Genomic DNA, 17,536 nt, shown 5'->3' with positions numbered 1-17,536 from the left:
AACAAGGGAAGGTGACCGAATTGCTGCTAATTTTTCAACTAGCTATTATTTTACTCGCGTCCAAGCTGGCCGGTGATCTGAGTGTCAAGCTTCGTCAACCCGCTGTTCTTGGGAAGCTGCTAATTGGCATCATCCTGGGCCCGGCTGTTCTTGGGCTTATTACTCGTACAGACACGCTGGAGGAAATCAGTCAAATTGGTGTTATTCTGCTCATGTTCATCGCGGGACTAGAGACCGATACCGGGGAGTTCAAAAGGTCGGGCAAGGCCTCCGCTTATGTTGGATTAGCCGGAATTGTTGTTCCGCTTGGAATCGGATACTGGGTGGGCGTTCTGCTTGGCATGTCTGCACTGAATGCTGTATTTCTCGGACTGCTGCTTTCTGCGACAAGTGTGAGCATTTCTGTTCAGGCGCTCAAGGAGCTTGGACATCTGAAGAGCAGAGAAGGAACGACGATACTTGGCGCAGCCGTTATTGATGATGTTGTCGTCATTATTGCGCTTGCTTTCGTTATGAGCATGGCAGGCGGCGACATTGATCTTGGCATGATGGTGCTGAAGAAGGTGCTGTTCTTCGCAGGAGCTATTCTCGTCGGGTGGAAAATAGTACCTTGGATACTGCGGAGGTTCGCCCCGTTAAAGGTAACGGAGGCTGTTGTTTCAGCGGGCTTGATCATCTGCTTCCTCTATGCTTATATGGCTGAATATACAGGTGTAGCAGCCATAATCGGAGCTTACGCGGCTGGCGTAGCCATCAGCTTGACCAATTACAAGCATGAGGTTACGGGGAAGGTGGAGACGATTAGCTATGCGGTATTCGTTCCCGTTTTTTTCACCTCCATCGGCGTTAAAGTTGAGTTCGAGGGGATCTCGTCCCAAATTGGCCTCATTGCTGGACTAAGTATTGTCGCGATATTGACGAAGCTCGTTGGCGCGGCAATCGGGGCGAAGGCAGCGGGATTTAACTGGAGAAGCGCAATGGGGATTGGCGCTGCGATGGTTTCACGCGGAGAAGTGGCTTTAATTATTGCGGCTATCGGTCAAGAAGCAGGCTTGGTGGATGGGCAAATGTTCGCGGTGCTCGTCGTTGTCGTCTTAATTACCACCATCGTTACGCCGCCGATGATGAAGCTGTTTTTCAAGCAGAAGACTGCTGCTGTGGAGGGTGGCGTACAATAATCGTTTACAAAACATTCAGATGTTTCTTTTGACTTTTCTGAGTGCTGTCATTTACAATAGGAATACGCTTAATTGCCAGCATCCATTGTTGGGAAGCGGGGGAACCAGTCAATTGGGGCGAATCATTGAGCATCAAGCATCATGTAGGGTACCATCTACCCGAGCCCGTCAGCTAACCTCGTCAGCAGAGATGGGTCTTGATTATTTAAGCATCGATGAAGCCGAGACCCTATTCATATAGGGTCTTTTTGTGTTCTCTTTTTGATCCTGGATCAGCTCATGGGATTCATAATAATTCGGTGTGCGCCATGTATAATATAGAGAAGGAGTGGGTACTGGTTATGATAAATGAAATATTGGCCTTCAATGAGAAATTTGTTCAAAATAAGCAATACGAATCCTATGTGACAGACAGATATCCCGACAAAAGAGTTGCCATTCTTACCTGCATGGACACGAGACTTGTGGAGCTTCTGCCCAAGGCAATGAATCTTCGCAACGGCGATGCCAAAATTATTAAGAACGCCGGCGCTATTCTAACACAGCCCTTCGGCAGTGCGATGAGAAGCATTTTAATGGCGATTTATGAAATGGATGTTCAGGAGATTTTTGTTATTGGCCATCACGGCTGCGGAATGACGAATGTTGATCCGGATTCGTTGGTCCAGAAGTTTTTGCAGAATGGCATTTCGGAGGAAGTGCTCATGACGCTTGAAAATTCCGGCATACGAATGAGCCGGTTTCTGAAAGGCTTCGAGTCCGCAGAGGAAGGGGTCATGCATAGCGTAGATATGATTCGCAAGCATCCGCTGGTTCCGACCGGTATTCCTGTGCACGGCTTCGTAATGGACCCGACTACAGGACGCCTGGAACTTATCCATGAAGGCTACAATGATAAGGATTCGCGCAAACTGAGCTCAGTTAATTATAAGTCGATACCATTCGATTAATGGTATAAAAAAAGCCATGATGCCAGACAGAAATGAGGCATCATGGCTTTTCTTGTATTAACGAAGTGGCGCAGTTACTGCTCGTCCGATATCACGGATTAAGGTTCCGATATCCTTGGTCATATTGCGGATCGGATGTCCGTCAAGCGGCTTCATTTGACGCTGCATGCCTTGCAGGCGGGTATGCAGGTTCTTATCAGCCGTTACATGAACGGTATAGCCGGGCTCTGCCTTCTTGACCGCATTGCGGACTCTTTGCGCGACAGCAGCTGAATTCTCGCTAGCTTTAACATCGACACCGACAATGGCGTCGCGGTTATTGATGACGACAGTTGCTTTGTCCACACCTTTCACGGACGAAATATGCTTCAGCAGCTTTCCTGATACATTGTCATTAGGGTTGCGCACACCATTGCCAGGACCATTGCCAATGCCGTCCAGCGTGGATGGAGCACGGCTTGTGGAACGATTCATGTCCGTTAGCGGTCGCGTGCCATTCGAACGACCATCCGTGCCTGTCAGGGCGCGGTTTGTAATGGAGCGATTCGTATACCCGTCATTGTTCAAGCGGTCATTGTTCATCCGGTGGTCTGACGAACGGGCTCTGTATTGCTTCGCATTCATTCCGTCATTTCGCATACAACCAGTAGCAGCCAAAACAAGGACCAATGACAGCAGCAGAACAACAGCAAAGCTTTTTTTCATGTTTGTTTTGTCACCTCCTGAGTGTAGAATGCTACGGCGTTATGATGATTATGCTGGGAATCAATTGCATCCATACGGCCATTAGCTGCCTGTACGCTGATGCGTCTCGGCAATTGACGATTTGATTAATTCCGATACGGTGACCATGCGGAAACCGCGAGCATGCAGTTCAGGCAAAATAAGCTCTAATGCACGGATCGTTTGTGATTTGCCTTGCACATGGTCATGGAAGAGTACAATGTCGCCATTCCTGGCGTTGCGCAGCACCTTATTGAGAATGTGTTGAACACCCGGTCTTCTCCAATCCTGTGTGTCCTGATGCCATGACCACATGACGGGAACTAAGCCCATCCCGTTAGAAACTTTAATGATTGTTTCGTCGTACTTGCCGCCTGGAGGACGGAACAGAACGGATTTTCGCCCGGTAGCTTTATAAATTTCATCTTCTGTTCGTTCTATTTCATTTCTTACAATATTTTCGGCAGCGGGGATATGGAAGTAGGTGTGGCTGTACGTATGGTTCGCGATCTCATGCTTCTCGGCGACAATCCGCTTCGCAATTTCGGGATATTGGGAAACACGTTTGCCAACAACGAAAAAAGTGCATTTCGCATCATACTGCTCCAGCAAGTCCAATATTTCATTCGTTTGGACGGGGTCTGGCCCATCATCGAAAGTTAAAGCGATAAGCTTCTGCTTCGTTTGAACCTCCCAAATCATCTCTCCCTTCTTCTCATAATAAAAGCGGTCCTTCTTCAAAGGCTGCCCATTCGTTTCAGCAGCGGCTAGCAGCACCATAACACTCAAGATGCCAATCAAACAATTGCGTACGAGCATGAATCTCCATCCTTTGCAGATAACATGACTTTATTCCATTCCTAGTTATCGTTTCATAAAAGGCGGTTTCGCATTCAGAAGGGGGCATGCTGTTCCAACACCGATGTATTCAATTTAAGGGGTATAGAAATGTCCGAGCAAGCAAGAATGGACAGGGAGTGGGGGTATATTTGTGAAGGAGCAGCAGTATGAAATGCAACCGATCAGACAACAATTCAAATGATAGGCTTCCCGGAGCAAGGCAGTCAACAATGCTCTTTACGCCTAAACTGGTAGGAGAAAGCGTGGAATGTATAATGAAGCAGCTTAGTTTGTTGAAGGTATTAGCAGCAGCACTGCTGCTTGCAGCACTGCCAAGCGCGTGCAGCAAGGAGACAGGTCATAATAATCATGGGGCTGAAGATCACTCGGCGAGTGGAACGGATAAGCCAGCAATCGCTTCTGCCGATGAGGGCATGTCAAGTGGAGGTCATGGCAATCATGGAGGTTCCCATAATGATCATGCAGCGCAGGCAGAGGATCAGGTGAAGGCGTCTTTCACCTTTGACAGCGAAGCGCCCATAGCTAATGAAGAAACTGAATTGACGATTACAATTGCTGGAGAAGATGGCGTGCCAATCAGTGACTTTACAGAAAATCATGAGAAGCTGCTTCATCTTATAATTGTGGATCACAGCCTGGGCTACTTCAATCATATCCATCCGGCCTATGAAGGCGGCGGAAAGTTTACGATCAAGACGACATTCCCTGCGGGCGGGGAATATAAGCTGTTCGCGGACTTCATGCCCGCTGGAGGCTCTGCTGTTACGAAGAGTGATTGGGTAGAAGTAAGCGGGAAGGCGAGCAGCCATTCTGAGGTTAAGCCTGACAAGGCGCTTGTGAAGGAGGAGGCCGGCAAAGAGGTCGAGATGCAAATGAGCAGCAGCAAGGCTGGAGAAGAGGTTACGTTGTCCTTTCATATCCGAGCGGCGGATTCCAAGAAGGAGATTACGAACCTGGACCCTTATCTGGGCGCTGTTGGCCATGTTGTTATTTTATCTGAGGATGCCGGAGAATACATCCATGTCCATCCGATTGATGAGCATGCTGCTGGGCCGGTTGCGAGCTTTGCAACGACATTTTCTAAGCGTGGTGTGTATAAAATTTGGGGACAGTTTCAGCATGAAGGGAATGCTTTCACCGTACCTTATGTTGTCAATGTGACGGAATAGCACGAATGGATGCGCGTACAGCGTAAGAATAAGACAAGAGTCGGGGAAGATCTCCCTTCCCCGACATCATATCTTGAAAATCTATAAGCCAAACTGCCTATTACGAAAGGTCTATAAGTAAATAAATGTAATATATGTTATGGAATCAATTATTTTAGATTAAAGAAATCTCAGACTCGTTATAATGGATTGATTTATTGGTAGGATCATGCTAAATTAAAATCGCGATTGAAACCGGTTTCCTTACATCAAGTTAAACGCATCGCACTCTTATTATTGCCCGAATCGCATTGCTTTACTATACCGGTTTCTGTAAGCGCTTTAACTAAAGGGGGCGATCATAAAGACTGATAGCGAGGGAAGTACATACATATTTTTATCTCCCTGCTATCAATAAAGCAATACGAGATGAGAGAGAACGCGCAACATTGTGTAAACGTTTGCGCAACAAATTTGTTTGAAGAAGGTGCATTATGAAAAAATTGTCTTTATTGAGAAGAGTGATGCTAGTAAGCGTGCTGATCAGCTCGCTTATATCACCGAGCTTTGCATTCGCTGAAATCGCAGCGTCCCATGTGTATCATAATCATATGCCGAATTTCTGGCCTTATTATGATACTTCGAAGTATGCGAGCACTCCTGTAGGTGGAGAGGTTCGCTACATGTACGACGGGCAAGTTATCGATCTTAAGAACAGCCCTCCGGCGAATTATCCTTATTTCTTGCCTAATGGCAGCCCGATGCCGCATGATGACTTGGTCAGTTACTATTCCCATCATGCCAAGGTAGGCGCGTATCAATACTGGCCTTGGAGCGTAGCACAGTCGCTGAAGACTAATCATCCATCAGCACAAATGCAGGTCACGATGTCTGCATCTGCTGTCAACAACGTCAACAGCTTCATGTACACGAACAACCTTGGTGGGTACAACAATGTCAATTGGGGCACTCCTTGGAAGAATGCGTACAACACGCTGAAGACCCCAAGCGGCAAACGGACGATGGATATGATCCATTTTACAGGCCATCACTCCATGGGACCGCTCACTGGAAATGAGTATATGCTCAAAGATCTCATTTATCAGAATGTTACTTTTGCACAGCCATATTTCTTAGGTAATGATTTCAAGTCCTCCAATGGCTTTTTCCCGACGGAGCTTGGCTTCTCGGAACGGATTATTCCTGTCTTGGAGAAGCTTGGCATTAAGTGGTCGGTAATCGGGAACAATCACTTCTCCAGAACGTTGAAGGATTACCCGTATTTGAACGATCCGGGCAAGGATACGATGGTATCCCCGCCTAACAGAGCTAGTCTTCAGAATGTCAGCAATGTGGGTTCATGGGTTTCACAGCCTATGTTCAATGAACAGCAGGTTACTCACAATAAATTCCCGTTCGCATCGACGCCTCACTGGGTGAAATATGTTGATCCGACAACGGGCCGCGAATCCAAAATCGTAGGCGTTCCTGTTGCTCAAGCGGAATCTTGGGAGGAAGGCTACCAAGGCTCTGTAACAGCCAAAGCGCTGAAGCCGTTCGAGGGCTTGGTGCCGCAGAAGCAGTTCTTCGTTATCGCTCATGATGGCGACAACTCGCAAGGACGTGCAGGGGACGAAGGAACCTGGCGGAATGCCGGCAATGTCACTTACAGCGATTCTGGCGTTAAAGGTATCGGTATTGATGAGTACTTGGTCAATAATACGCCGCCTGCAAGCGATGTTGTACACGTTCAGGATGGCTCCTGGATTGATACGCGCGACTCTTCTTCTGATCCGCAATGGCATCACTGGAAGCTGCCTTTCGGAATCTGGAAAGGTCAGTTTGCAGATTTCAACCGTGTGAATGGAACAGACTACGAGCCTAAGAAGAATCTTTCCGGACAACAAGACGGAATGACTGTTTCCTTCGAGTACGGATACCATTATTTGGAGCGGAACTTTGCATTGCTGCAAGCTGCGCTTAACTATGCGAAAACAGCAGAGCAAATCTGGCTCGACGATAATCCGAATCACTGGTCGCCGACGACCGAGCTTGATCGTCAAGTGACCTACCAAGGCAATCAATTGAATCCGTGGATGATGTCGTTTCCGGTTAAGGGAAATGCTTCAAACAATTATGCAGGAGGAGCGAATCCGGCTGAATTGTCATGGTACTTCCTGATCCCAGCGCTTGATTCGGGCTTCGGTTACTATGATGAGAATGTCGATGATGGCGTTAAACCGACGCTTTCATTCAATCAATCCTTGCACTTCTCGAAGCCTTATGTAACAAGCAACGCAAGCAAAGACAAGACGGGTCCATCTGTCTGGTGGCCTCAGAGATGGCCGTACAACCCAGGCAGCGCGAATGTGGATAAATCCCAAGGATGGACTCTGCATTACTTCGACAATACGTTCGGTATCTATACGTACGCGTATGATTTGAACGGCATCACAGACATTAAGCTGAAAATCCGTACCCATACCAACAAATCCGCAGATGCATCGGACAACACTTTCCGCGTGTACGATCCAGCGGCTCTGAAAGCACAGAATGTTCCTGGAATCGATCCAGCCAAGGTTGGCAATTGGGTTGAATATCCTATGAACAAGCGCGATCTGAAACCGGATATGAACGGTGTTGAGTGGCAAGCAAGCTCGACGCAAATGTTTAAGAAAGTGCCAGCTCAAGAGATCGGCGATCTGTATTTCACGTACCTGAACCAATACCGCGATCAACTGCTCGATTTCTACATTGAAGCGGTTGACTCCAAGGGCAATGTTACGAAGAGCGATATTCAACAGGTATACGTCGGCACAGGTAAATTCAAACGTGAGGGCGGCAAGATTGTAGAAGACATTAATGGCGATATCGAAGGTACGTATCCGTTCATTACGGATAAACCGCCAGTTGATGATGTAACAGCTCCATCTATTCCAACAGCTGTCACTTCTCCTGCAAGCTCCAAAACGACGATCAGCTTGTCGTGGACGCCTTCGACGGATGATGTGAAAGTTACTGGATATGAAATTTATCGCAACGGTACGAAAGTGGGAACCTCCGCAACTGCAAGCTACACAGATAGCGGCTTGACCCAACTGACGAGCTACACGTACACCATTAAAGCCTATGACAAAAAAGGCAATATTTCTGACTTCAGCGCTCCATTCGCTGTATCTACAACGGATAAGGGCAACAGTGCGACCATTTACTACAAGCAAGGCTACACAACGCCTTACATCCATTACCGTCCTAATGGCGGCGCATGGACTGTAGCGCCAGGAGTGAGAATGGCTGTTTCAGAAGTGAGCGGCTACAACAAATTTACCGTTGACCTTGCTGACGCTTCCGGTCTGGAAGCCGTATTCAACAATGGCAGCGGAACATGGGATAATAACGGCGGACAAAACTACAAGTTCCAAGCAGGAACTTCAACGTTCTCAGCCGGTACGATCACAATTGGAGCGCCGCAAGGCGTGGATACTGAGGCGCCATCCGTTCCAACGGCACTGGCAGCAACCAATAAAACGGCAACCAGCGTAACGCTTGGCTGGACAGCATCTACAGATAATGTAGCTGTAGCCGGATATGAAGTATGGCGCGGCACTACGAAGGTAGGAACTACAGCATCTACTTCCTACACCGATTCAGGGCTTACCGCTAATACAGCTTACAGCTATACGGTCAAAGCTTATGATGCAGCGACCAATGTATCTGCGGCGAGCAGCAGCATCTCCGTTACGACGGACGCTACAGTCTCGCAGCCGCCTACAGCGCCTACGAACGTGGCAGCAAGCGGCAAAACTGCAAACAGTATCACGCTCGGCTGGACAGCATCTACGGACGTTGTGGGTGTAACTGGTTATGAGGTTTGGCGCGATGGTGTGAAAGTCGGAACAACTGCGACTACCTCGTACACAGATACAGGACTGACAGCGGATACGACTTACAGCTACACAATCAAAGCCTATAATGCAGCAGGCAAAGTATCAGCAGCGAGCAGCAGCATCTCCGTTAAGACGGACAGCGGTTCTGATACACAACCGCCAACAGCGCCAACTTCCCTTGTGGAAAGCGCTAAAACGGCAAACAGCGTTACTCTGGGATGGACAGCATCCACGGATAACGTTGGTGTAACAGGCTACGACATCTATAATGGCAGCGTACTGGCCGGAAGTGTAGTGGGAACAGTTACCAGCTACACGGTTACAGGTCTGACGCCAAATACGACTTACAGCTTGACAGTGAAGGCGAAGGATGCGGCGGGCAATCAGTCCAATGCGAGCCAGCCTTTGAGCGTAACGACACAGAATGTTGCTACTAGCAACCTGGTTGTCAACCCGGGCTTCGAAACCTATACGGGAACGACAGGTATAGCGAATAGCTGGAACAAATCCGTAACAGCAGGCGTAACTTCCGCATTCCAAGTGGTGTCTACACCAGTGGCTTCCGGAAGCAGCGCACAGCAAATTTCGGGCTCCGCTCTGGCTAATGGCAATGCAGTCATGATTAATCAATATGTACCAATTGCAGAGAACACGCCGTACATTGCAAGCGGTCAATTCAAAATCGACAGCCTGACCAATGCAAGAGTTCAGCTGTATGTTGACTTCTTTAATGGCAGCACTTTGGTTGGCACCAAGAAGCAGGATTACACGCAAACTACGAGCGGCTTTATTCCGCTTCAACTGAGTGGCGATACGCCAGCAGGTACAACTAGAGCTAGGGTCTACGCGATTCTTCGCGGCTCCGCAGCTGGTGGCGCAGGAAGCTTTATCGTGGATGACATGAAACTCCTTACAGAAGAAGAGAACACAGTGGATACACAAGCGCCAAGCATACCTGCGAGCCTTGCTTCCACGGGTAGTACCGACACTACGGCAAGCCTGTCCTGGACGGCTTCTACCGACAATGTAGGTGTAACAGGCTATGAGATCTTCCGCAATGGCGCGAAGATCGGCACGTCCGCAACGACAAGCTTCACAGATACAGGCTTAACGGCAGAAACAACCTACAAGTACACCGTTAAAGCTTACGATGCAGCTGGCAACCTGTCAGCAGCAAGCAATGAAGCAACGGTAGTTACCGCTGCAGAAATTGATACGCAAGCGCCTACTGTACCGTCAGGTCTTGCATCGAGCGGTAAAACCGAAACATCGGTCAGTCTGATCTGGACGCCATCGACCGATAACAAGGGTGTTTCCGGTTATGAAATATGGCGCGGAAATACGAAGATCGGAACATCAACTACGGCTTCTTACACGGATTCTGGACTTACAGCAAGCACAGCTTACAACTATCAAGTGAGCGCATTCGACGTAGCAGGCAATTTGTCGGCATTAAGCATTGGCCTTATGGTCACTACCAATGATGTGCCTGCAACTGGGCAAGTGACGATCTACTACAAGAAAGGCTTCGCGAATCCTAACATCCACTATCGTCCGACTGGAGGAGCTTGGACGACTGCACCGGGAGTTGCGATGCAGGCATCCGAGATAGCTGGATACAACAAGTTTACAGTGAATGTAGGAACAGCTAACGGCTTGGAGGCTGTATTCAACAATGGCAGCGGCACATGGGATAACAATGGCGGTCAAAACTACAAGTTCCCAGTAGGCGTGTCGACCTTCTCAAGCGGAGTGATCACATCAGGCGTTCCAGTGCCTGTAGCTGAGAACACTGTCACCATCTATTACAAGCAAGGTTATGCAGCTCCATATATTCACTGGCGTCCAGAAGGCGGAACATGGACATCGGCTCCGGGTCAGGTTATGCAGGCCTCAGAAATTGCTGGCTACAGCAAAGTAACGCTGACAATTGGCACTGCGGCTCGGGCAGAGGTATGTTTCAACAATGGAGCCGGAAATTGGGATAGCAATGGCGGGAAAAACTATTTCTTCAATGCAGGAACATCCACTTTCAATAGTGGAACTATTGTAACAGGCACTCCAGTAACTCCTTAATATGGAGTAGCTGGCAAGCAAGAATAGAATGGGCTGTCCGTGAAGCAGTTTAGCTGCTTACGGGCAGTCCTTTCTTGTCTCTTTTGACCACTATCCCCTTTGCTCAGTCACTGAGCGAGGGGGATAGCGGCCAAAAGGAAAATGAGCTGCCAGTACGAGCTTGTTGAATAATCGTTGACAAAAATTAGGAAACCAACTATATTTGAAAATGTCGAAACGCTTCGATAGCTATAACAATGGAGGAACCCGAATGAAGAAGGTAACGATAAAAGATATAGCTGAAGGAGCCGGAGTGTCGATTAGTACAGTTTCTTATGTGCTTAGCGGCAAGCGGTCCGTATCCGATGAGGTTAAGAGGAGGATTCACGAGCAAATCGAGCTGCTCCATTATAAGCCGAATGCTGTAGCAAGAAGCTTCGCCTCCAGGAAGACGAATATTATTGGGCTCTATTGCTCCAAGTATCCCGACACGGAAAACACGGATGTTTTCTTCCTGAAGATGGTTAACGGGATGATGGCCGCAGCGGAGAAACGAAATTATAAAGTGCTGCTGCTCAATGAGATGGAGGGCTCAGAAAATTTCGTCATCCCGTTCGACAAAACGTTCCCGATCGATGGCGCGATTGTTACGACAACGATAAACTCCCACCATTATTTGAACCAATTGGAATCAGAGGAAATGCCGTTTGTACTGGTTGGGAAGCCGCCTAAGGATCTCAAGATCAATTGTGTTGATAATGACAATGTGAAGGCAGCCTATGAGGCTGTGGAGCTGTTATTGAAGCAGGGTGCGACGAATATCGGGATGGTCACAGGCTCAGGACTGCATACACGACTGTCTGACTTTGAGATTGGCTACATGATGGCGCATAATTCTTACCAAATCGCTTATAGGAGCGAGAACATTATTCGACATGATATTAATGATCCGGATTATGTGCAAAAAATTATGTCAGCCATTCAGGAAAATGGGCTCGATGGGATTCTGGTCAGCCTGCTGTTCACGAGATTGATCAATCGGCTGTTGACGGACCCGCATGCACCGCACTCGATTCCTATCGTATCGTTCGGTTTCGATTTGATAGCGGAGCACTATTCCCATCTGACCAAAGATGTGCACTTTATTCAATCCAATGCATACAAGCTGGGCATTGAAGCGGTGGCAAGATTGATCGATTTGATTGATAAGCCTGAATCGAAAGCGAAGCAGATGCTGCTGTCTCCCGAGCTTTCAGTGTGGCGGCAATCAAAGGAGCTGCAGCAAATTGAATAGCGAGTAAGGTTATTTTAATCAGGGGGATGGGTTGGTCATGTTTGCAGAGATAACGAGAAGAGCGGCAGTGCTTCTGCTTATGATAGGCATGATGGCAGCGGCAGCTGTTGCGCTTGGAGGCTGTTCGAATGAAGAGGCCTCATTAAGCGGGGAAGAGATTCGGCAGGAATCTGGCGGTAAAGTTTATTATGAAATTTTTGTAAGAGCGTTTCATGATTCTGACGGTGACGGCATTGGCGATCTTCGTGGTATTACGAAGAAGCTGGACTATTTGGAGGAGCTTGGAGTTGAAGGGATTTGGCTGATGCCGATTCATCCTTCGCCGAGCTATCATGGTTATGATGTAACCGATTTCTATGGCATCAATCCTGATTATGGAACGCTTGATGATTTCAAGGACTTGCTGAAGGAAGCGAGTGAGCGCGATATTACGGTAATTATGGATCTCGTTGTGAATCATACGAGTCCGGAGCATGCGTGGTTCAAATCCTCTGCCAGCGATCCGAACGGCAAGTACCGCAAATGGTATAAGTGGATAGGTCCCTCGGACCCTGTGCCGATAAGCGCAGCAACCGGATATCCGGCTTATAAGGAGTATGGGGACAGTAAATATCTCGGCATTTTCCCAGGCAGTCTGCCTGACCTGAACTTCGATCATGCTGAGGTACGGGCAGAGGTGAAGAAGATTGCTGCATTCTGGCTAGAGCTTGGCGTTGGCGGATTCCGAATAGATGCAGCCAAGCATATTTACGAGGATCTGGAAGAAGACAAGACTTCCAAAGAAGCAGCAGCCAAAAACATCGCCTGGTGGGATGAATTCCGTGCAGCAGTGAATAAAGTGAATCCACATACGTATATAGTAAGCGAGGTTTGGGACGATTCGGCTGCCAAGATAGGACCTTATCTGAAGCCCTTCAATTCCAGCTTCAACTTCAACCTGGCTAATGAAATGACATGGAATGCTTCTGGAGAGTCGGCATCGAATTTGGCGTTTTCGTTGGATCGAATTCATGGCCTTTACGACAGAATGTCCAGCAGCAGCTTTATTGAAGCACCCTTCCTGTCCAATCATGACACGAATCGTGTGATGAGCGAGCTGAACGGCAATCTCGATCATGCGAAGATGGCTGCGTCGCAGCTGCTTACTATGCCGGGCAACCCCTTTATTTATTACGGCGAAGAAATCGGCATGCAGGGCAAGAAGCCTGATGAATATATTCGGGAGCCGATGATCTGGAGCCAGAAGAAATACGAGGGGCAGACAACATGGATCAGCAACAAATACAATGCGCTAACAGCTTCTGTGGAGGACCAGATGAAGGACTCCGATTCTCTCTATTCTCATTATCGCAAGCTGATACAATGGCGCAAGGATATTGATGCTCTTCGACATGGCGATATTAAGCCCTATTCGATCAGTCATGCCGCAGTGGTCGCTTTTAGGAGAGAGACAGAGAAAGAGAAGGTGCTCGTTCTGCATAATTTGTCCCGGAAAGAGCAGTTGTTCCAGCTTGAGGACAGCAATGAGTTTGATACGCTGCTTGCAGGGAGCAAGGACAATATTATTTTGTCGAATAATCAAGTAACGCTTCCGCCCTACAGCTCAGCCGTACTTGAATAACTGCCTGCAGCTATGTATTACGCCGAATAAGGCATATCAGAATAGAATATGTATCCCAATAGAAGGTGAGATACGAACGGATGCGCGACTCAAATAAGCAAGATGCAGTCATTCGCTGGGCCTCTGATAGCGATGTGCCAAACCTGGCGCAGGTGCATATTGATTCATACCGCAGCGCGTATGTGAATATAATGCCTGCCCTCTACCTGGAGGGCATGACGTTGGAGCAGCAACTGAAGCGTTACGAGGCGCTGTTAAGCGAAGGCAAGGAGCATGTAGCTGTCATGTCGGTTGATGAGCGCATGATCGGATATCTGGTACTCGAACACTGTACAGATGATGTTGCGCAGCACCGTCATGGAGGAGAAATACACAGCATTTATTTGCTGCAGGAGTACTGTGGCAGAGGCTATGGCAGAATGCTTCTGGATTGGGGAATACGGCAACTGGGTGAAATGGGCTGGACGCATGCCATAGTATGGGTTCTCAAGGATAATCGAAGTGCTAGAGGCTTTTATGAGCATGCAGGCTTTATCCTCTCAGGGCGGGAGAGGCTGATACAGAGAGGCGCGGAGCTGGTTCAGGTAAGTTATCAGAGGACGATCTCTTAGTGGAGTATTAGCCTGCTTCCATAACGCATAAGATAGTGAAGCAAGTTTGTAGGCGGGAACGTAGATTATCCCTAGCAACGTATGGTATGATGGAATTACGACAAGCTAACAGTATGTGATTAGCTAAGCTGCTTTCTGGAGGGAATACTCATTACGAACGTCATTCTTAACGATGCTATGACCGTGTTACAGCAGACAAGCCGGACTTTTTTTATTCCAATCAGTCGATTGGATGCTAGCTTGAGGGAGGCTGTAACTTCCGCCTATTTATGCATGCGAGCCATTGATGAAATTGAGGATCATGAAGAGATTTCAGATCAATTGAAGCAGGAGCTGCTCTATGGCATACGTGATGCGATCCAATCGCCGAATGCCATGGAAGCTACACAGGACCAACTGAAACCGCATAAGGAAATTCTGCCCGAGGTGTCTATGCGGCTTCATGAATGGATGCTTCTATGCCCGGCTTCAATCGCCGGGACCGTATATCGTTATATCGGGATGATGTCGGAACAGATGGCGGATTGGGTGCAGGCGAAGTGGAAGATTTCTACGGAAGAGGATCTGGACCGATACACCTACAGTGTTGCTGGCATGGTAGGGGAAATGCTCTCCGAGCTGTGGCAGTGGAATGATGGAACGAAGTCTGATATGGGGAAGGCTGTCGCGTTCGGAAGAGGATTGCAGGCGGTTAATATTTTGCGCAACCGCAATGAGGATCTCAAGCGCGGCGTAGATTTTTTCCCCGATGGCTGGGATTTCAAGGATATGATTCAGTACACCCGGCGCAATCTGAAGCTGGCTGACGATTATATTATGGAGCTGAAGAAGGGACCGGCGGTGCAGTTCTGCAAAATCCCGCTGGCACTTGCGCATGCTACTGTTAATCTGCTTGCTGCAGGTGGCAACAAGCTGACGAGAAATGCTGTACTGAAGATTGTCAACAAGATCAACGGTTAATGTATGCTGCAGAAGTGAATAGAACGACTGAAGACGCCAAGCTCTCAATCAGGAGAGTCTTGGCGTCTGTTTTAATTAAAAATCAAATATCTTCGCGTTGCTTCGACGCTTCATCAAAATAAACATATACCTGATCCAGCAGTTGAATAAGCGTAGCGGTCTGTTCCCTGCCCAATTTCTCAATCAGGCCGGCGTAGACGGTCCGATATCGCTTCATTGCTTTCTCCGTAATTTCCTCGCCGCGCTCCGTCAGCTTAATCGTCGAAATTCTTTTATCTTTGGCATCGGGAGAACGCTTAATAAATCCATGAGCGGTCAAGCTCTTGATCATCTGAGTTACGGTTGGCGAGGTGACATTCAGCTTCTTGCTTATGTCGGAAACGGTTGCATCGTGTCCATTATGACGGTATATGTCTTTTATACAAAGCAGGGCTCTAACTTCGCTTGATTTAATCCCCCATCTTGTATCTTTCTTCCAATCCGCCTTGCCGAAACGTTGAAAGGTTTCCATCAATTTCTTAACCTCGGCATACTGCTCGTCATTCATCGGATTCACCTTTTTCATATTATACGGAAGATGCAAAGCTTAATATAAGTCTACCTTATAAAAGAAAATGCGGCAATCTTAATTGACTTCAGGCTGAGCGGCTTCCTTTGTCTTTTCTTGCTCGGAGTTAGCAGCATTGGAAGTGCGCAGCGGTATTTCTTTTAGGAAAAAGACGAGTACAAATGCAACAAACAACAGTATTGCGCCAATAAGGAAGACAATCGTTAACGTGCTGCTCAGTACAGAACGCAGCATATCGATCATCTGGGTGAACAGCGGCTTGATTTGATCCGGCAATGTGGATTGCAGCTCCAGAAGCTTGGGCTGATTCAATAGCAGCTGCGGATCAAGCAGCTTCGACAATTCGCCAGCTTTCTCTGGCTCAAGCTTCGATAGGTCAATCTCCGAGGTAGCCATCGCATTCTCCAGCTTATGCGACATGGTGGAATTCATCACGGAGCCCAATACGGCAATTCCGATTGTTCCGCCAAGGTTACGGAATAATGTTGATGTGGCGGTAGCTACACCAAGCTGGGAAGGGGCAACGGCATTCTGAACAGTCAATGTGAATACAGGCATACAAAGACCCAGCCCAATACCGAACACACACATGCTGGCAACGGCCATAACGATGCTGGACATGAATGCCATCATGATCATGCCTGCGACCATTATTATGGTTCCGGTCATGGCGTAGCGCTTGTACTTGCCTGACTTGGATATCCAGCGACCTACAAGGGAGCTTAGAATGATCATCATAATAGACATCGGCATCGTTACGAAGCCTGACTTCGTAGCAGACACGCCTTCTACGCCTTGCACGAAGAATGGCAGATAGATCATTGCACCCATCATGCCGGCATTCATCAAAAAGCCGATGGAGTTCGAAACGGTCACGATGCTATTCTTGAACATAGACAGCGGCAAGACAGGGCTCTTCGCTTTTCTCTCAATGAGCAGCAGGATGACAAGGCTCACTGCAGAGATAGTGAATAGTCCAATGATCTGATAGGAGGACCAGTCATACTTCGAACCCGCCCATGAGAAACCGAGCAGTAGACCGATAATTGTGATGGACAGGAACAGCGAGCCCCAATAATCAATGGATTCTGAGGTTTTGCGAGCAGACTTGGGAAACATAAACCATATCATGACCAGTACGACGAGACCTAGTGGCAAGAAGATCCAGAACAGCCATTTCCACGCCATATGGTCGACCATGACTCCACCAAGTGTTGGACCAAGCACACTGGAGAATCCGAAGACAGCCATCATAACCCCGGTCCATTTGGCCCGCTCGCGAGGGGCAAACAGATCGCCCACTGCTGTTATTGTGGTTGACATCAGAATGCCTGCGCCGATTCCTTGAACTCCGCGATAAGCAATCATTTGGAAAATCGAGGTCGAGGTTCCGACCAGGAATGTGCCGATCATGAAGGTGATGATCCCCATCAATAGAAACGGCTTGCGTCCGTATATATCTGATAGCTTGCCAACCAGAATCGTTGCGATTGTGGATGTCAGCATAAAGATGGTCAGAACCCATGAATAATACTCCATACCGCCAAGCAGGGCGATAATTCTCGGCATTGCCGAACTGACGATTGTCTGATTAATGGCTGCGAAGAACATGGCTGCCATTAAAGCAAACATAATGGTCACTTTCTCTTTCTGTGTTAATTGCTCCATAGATTTCCCTCT

General features: G+C 48.0%; 12 protein-coding genes and 1 riboswitch. Of the genes, 8 read left to right on the top strand and 4 right to left on the bottom strand.

Going from position 1 to position 17,536, the window contains the following annotated elements; genetic code table 11:
* Positions 1-23 precede the first annotated feature (23 nt).
* Positions 24-1,178, top strand: coding sequence for a cation:proton antiporter (locus tag L6H65_RS14520; RefSeq protein WP_236343361.1), 1,155 nt, complete (start codon positions 24-26; stop codon positions 1,176-1,178).
* A 55-nt stretch (positions 1,179-1,233) separates the two neighbouring features.
* Positions 1,234-1,380, top strand: a riboswitch (cyclic di-AMP (ydaO/yuaA leader).
* Between the two features lie 139 nt (positions 1,381-1,519).
* Positions 1,520-2,128 (top strand): beta-class carbonic anhydrase, encoded by a 609-nt coding sequence (locus L6H65_RS14515; protein ID WP_236343321.1) that lies wholly within the window; start codon positions 1,520-1,522, stop codon positions 2,126-2,128.
* Positions 2,129-2,185: 57 nt separating this feature from the next.
* Here the strand turns inward: L6H65_RS14515 and L6H65_RS14510 are convergent, their stop codons facing one another.
* Both L6H65_RS14510 and L6H65_RS14505 read right to left on the bottom strand, forming a co-directional pair.
* Entirely contained in the window at positions 2,186-2,833 is a 648-nt protein-coding gene (locus L6H65_RS14510) for a YhcN/YlaJ family sporulation lipoprotein (RefSeq protein ID WP_236343320.1), read from the bottom strand.
* An 81-nt stretch (positions 2,834-2,914) separates the two neighbouring features.
* A complete protein-coding gene (locus tag L6H65_RS14505) occupies positions 2,915-3,670 on the bottom strand; it encodes a polysaccharide deacetylase family protein (RefSeq protein ID WP_236343319.1) in 756 nt (251 codons plus the stop codon).
* A gap of 284 nt (positions 3,671-3,954) precedes the next feature.
* On the opposite strand from L6H65_RS14505, the gene L6H65_RS14500 reads away from it, so the two are divergent.
* The 6 genes from L6H65_RS14500 to L6H65_RS14475 all read left to right on the top strand — a co-directional run bounded on the left by L6H65_RS14500 (position 3,955) and on the right by L6H65_RS14475 (position 15,288).
* Positions 3,955-4,881, top strand: coding sequence for a DUF8832 domain-containing protein (locus tag L6H65_RS14500; protein ID WP_236343318.1), 927 nt, complete (start codon positions 3,955-3,957; stop codon positions 4,879-4,881).
* Between the two features lie 473 nt (positions 4,882-5,354).
* Complete coding sequence (locus L6H65_RS26710) at positions 5,355-10,823, top strand: fibronectin type III domain-containing protein (RefSeq protein WP_236343317.1); 5,469 nt, start codon at positions 5,355-5,357, stop codon at positions 10,821-10,823.
* 250 nt (positions 10,824-11,073) lie between these two features.
* Complete coding sequence (locus tag L6H65_RS14490) at positions 11,074-12,096, top strand: LacI family DNA-binding transcriptional regulator (protein WP_236343316.1); 1,023 nt, start codon at positions 11,074-11,076, stop codon at positions 12,094-12,096.
* A gap of 37 nt (positions 12,097-12,133) precedes the next feature.
* The gene (locus tag L6H65_RS14485) at positions 12,134-13,717 is read left to right on the top strand and encodes an alpha-amylase family glycosyl hydrolase (protein ID WP_236343315.1); all 1,584 of its coding nucleotides are present in this window, start codon (positions 12,134-12,136) and stop codon (positions 13,715-13,717) included.
* An 80-nt stretch (positions 13,718-13,797) separates the two neighbouring features.
* Positions 13,798-14,328 (top strand): GNAT family N-acetyltransferase, encoded by a 531-nt coding sequence (locus L6H65_RS14480; protein WP_236343314.1) that lies wholly within the window; start codon positions 13,798-13,800, stop codon positions 14,326-14,328.
* Between the two features lie 177 nt (positions 14,329-14,505).
* Positions 14,506-15,288: a squalene/phytoene synthase family protein gene (locus L6H65_RS14475; protein ID WP_236343313.1), complete on the top strand. Its 783-nt coding sequence runs from the start codon at positions 14,506-14,508 to the stop codon at positions 15,286-15,288.
* Positions 15,289-15,370: 82 nt separating this feature from the next.
* On the opposite strand, the gene L6H65_RS14470 is transcribed toward L6H65_RS14475, so the two are convergent.
* Complete coding sequence (locus L6H65_RS14470; protein ID WP_236343312.1) at positions 15,371-15,835, bottom strand: MarR family winged helix-turn-helix transcriptional regulator; 465 nt, start codon at positions 15,833-15,835, stop codon at positions 15,371-15,373.
* 78 nt (positions 15,836-15,913) lie between these two features.
* Positions 15,914-17,524 (bottom strand): MDR family MFS transporter, encoded by a 1,611-nt coding sequence (locus tag L6H65_RS14465; protein ID WP_236343311.1) that lies wholly within the window; start codon positions 17,522-17,524, stop codon positions 15,914-15,916.
* Between the last annotated feature and the right edge of the window lie 12 nt (positions 17,525-17,536).

The organism is Paenibacillus plantiphilus (assembly GCF_927798095.1).
Taxonomy (GTDB): Bacteria; Bacillota; Bacilli; order Paenibacillales; family Paenibacillaceae; genus Paenibacillus_Z; species Paenibacillus_Z plantiphilus.
This window is presented reverse-complemented; position numbering and strand designations above follow the sequence as displayed.

Bases quoted from the DNA above. Each gene is read 5' to 3' on its own strand.
- L6H65_RS14515 (WP_236343321.1), top strand. From the start codon at position 1,520: ATGATAAATGAAATATTGGCCTTCAATGAGAAATTTGTTCAAAATAAG.
- L6H65_RS14510 (WP_236343320.1), bottom strand. From the start codon at position 2,833: ATGAAAAAAAGCTTTGCTGTTGTTCTGCTGCTGTCATTGGTCCTTGTT.
- L6H65_RS14505 (WP_236343319.1), bottom strand. From the start codon at position 3,670: ATGCTCGTACGCAATTGTTTGATTGGCATCTTGAGTGTTATGGTGCTG.
- L6H65_RS26710 (WP_236343317.1), top strand. From the start codon at position 5,355: ATGAAAAAATTGTCTTTATTGAGAAGAGTGATGCTAGTAAGCGTGCTG.
- L6H65_RS14490 (WP_236343316.1), top strand. From the start codon at position 11,074: ATGAAGAAGGTAACGATAAAAGATATAGCTGAAGGAGCCGGAGTGTCG.
- L6H65_RS14485 (WP_236343315.1), top strand. From the start codon at position 12,134: ATGTTTGCAGAGATAACGAGAAGAGCGGCAGTGCTTCTGCTTATGATA.
- L6H65_RS14480 (WP_236343314.1), top strand. From the start codon at position 13,798: ATGCGCGACTCAAATAAGCAAGATGCAGTCATTCGCTGGGCCTCTGAT.
- L6H65_RS14475 (WP_236343313.1), top strand. From the start codon at position 14,506: ATGACCGTGTTACAGCAGACAAGCCGGACTTTTTTTATTCCAATCAGT.
- L6H65_RS14470 (WP_236343312.1), bottom strand. From the start codon at position 15,835: ATGAATGACGAGCAGTATGCCGAGGTTAAGAAATTGATGGAAACCTTT.
- L6H65_RS14465 (WP_236343311.1), bottom strand. From the start codon at position 17,524: ATGGAGCAATTAACACAGAAAGAGAAAGTGACCATTATGTTTGCTTTA.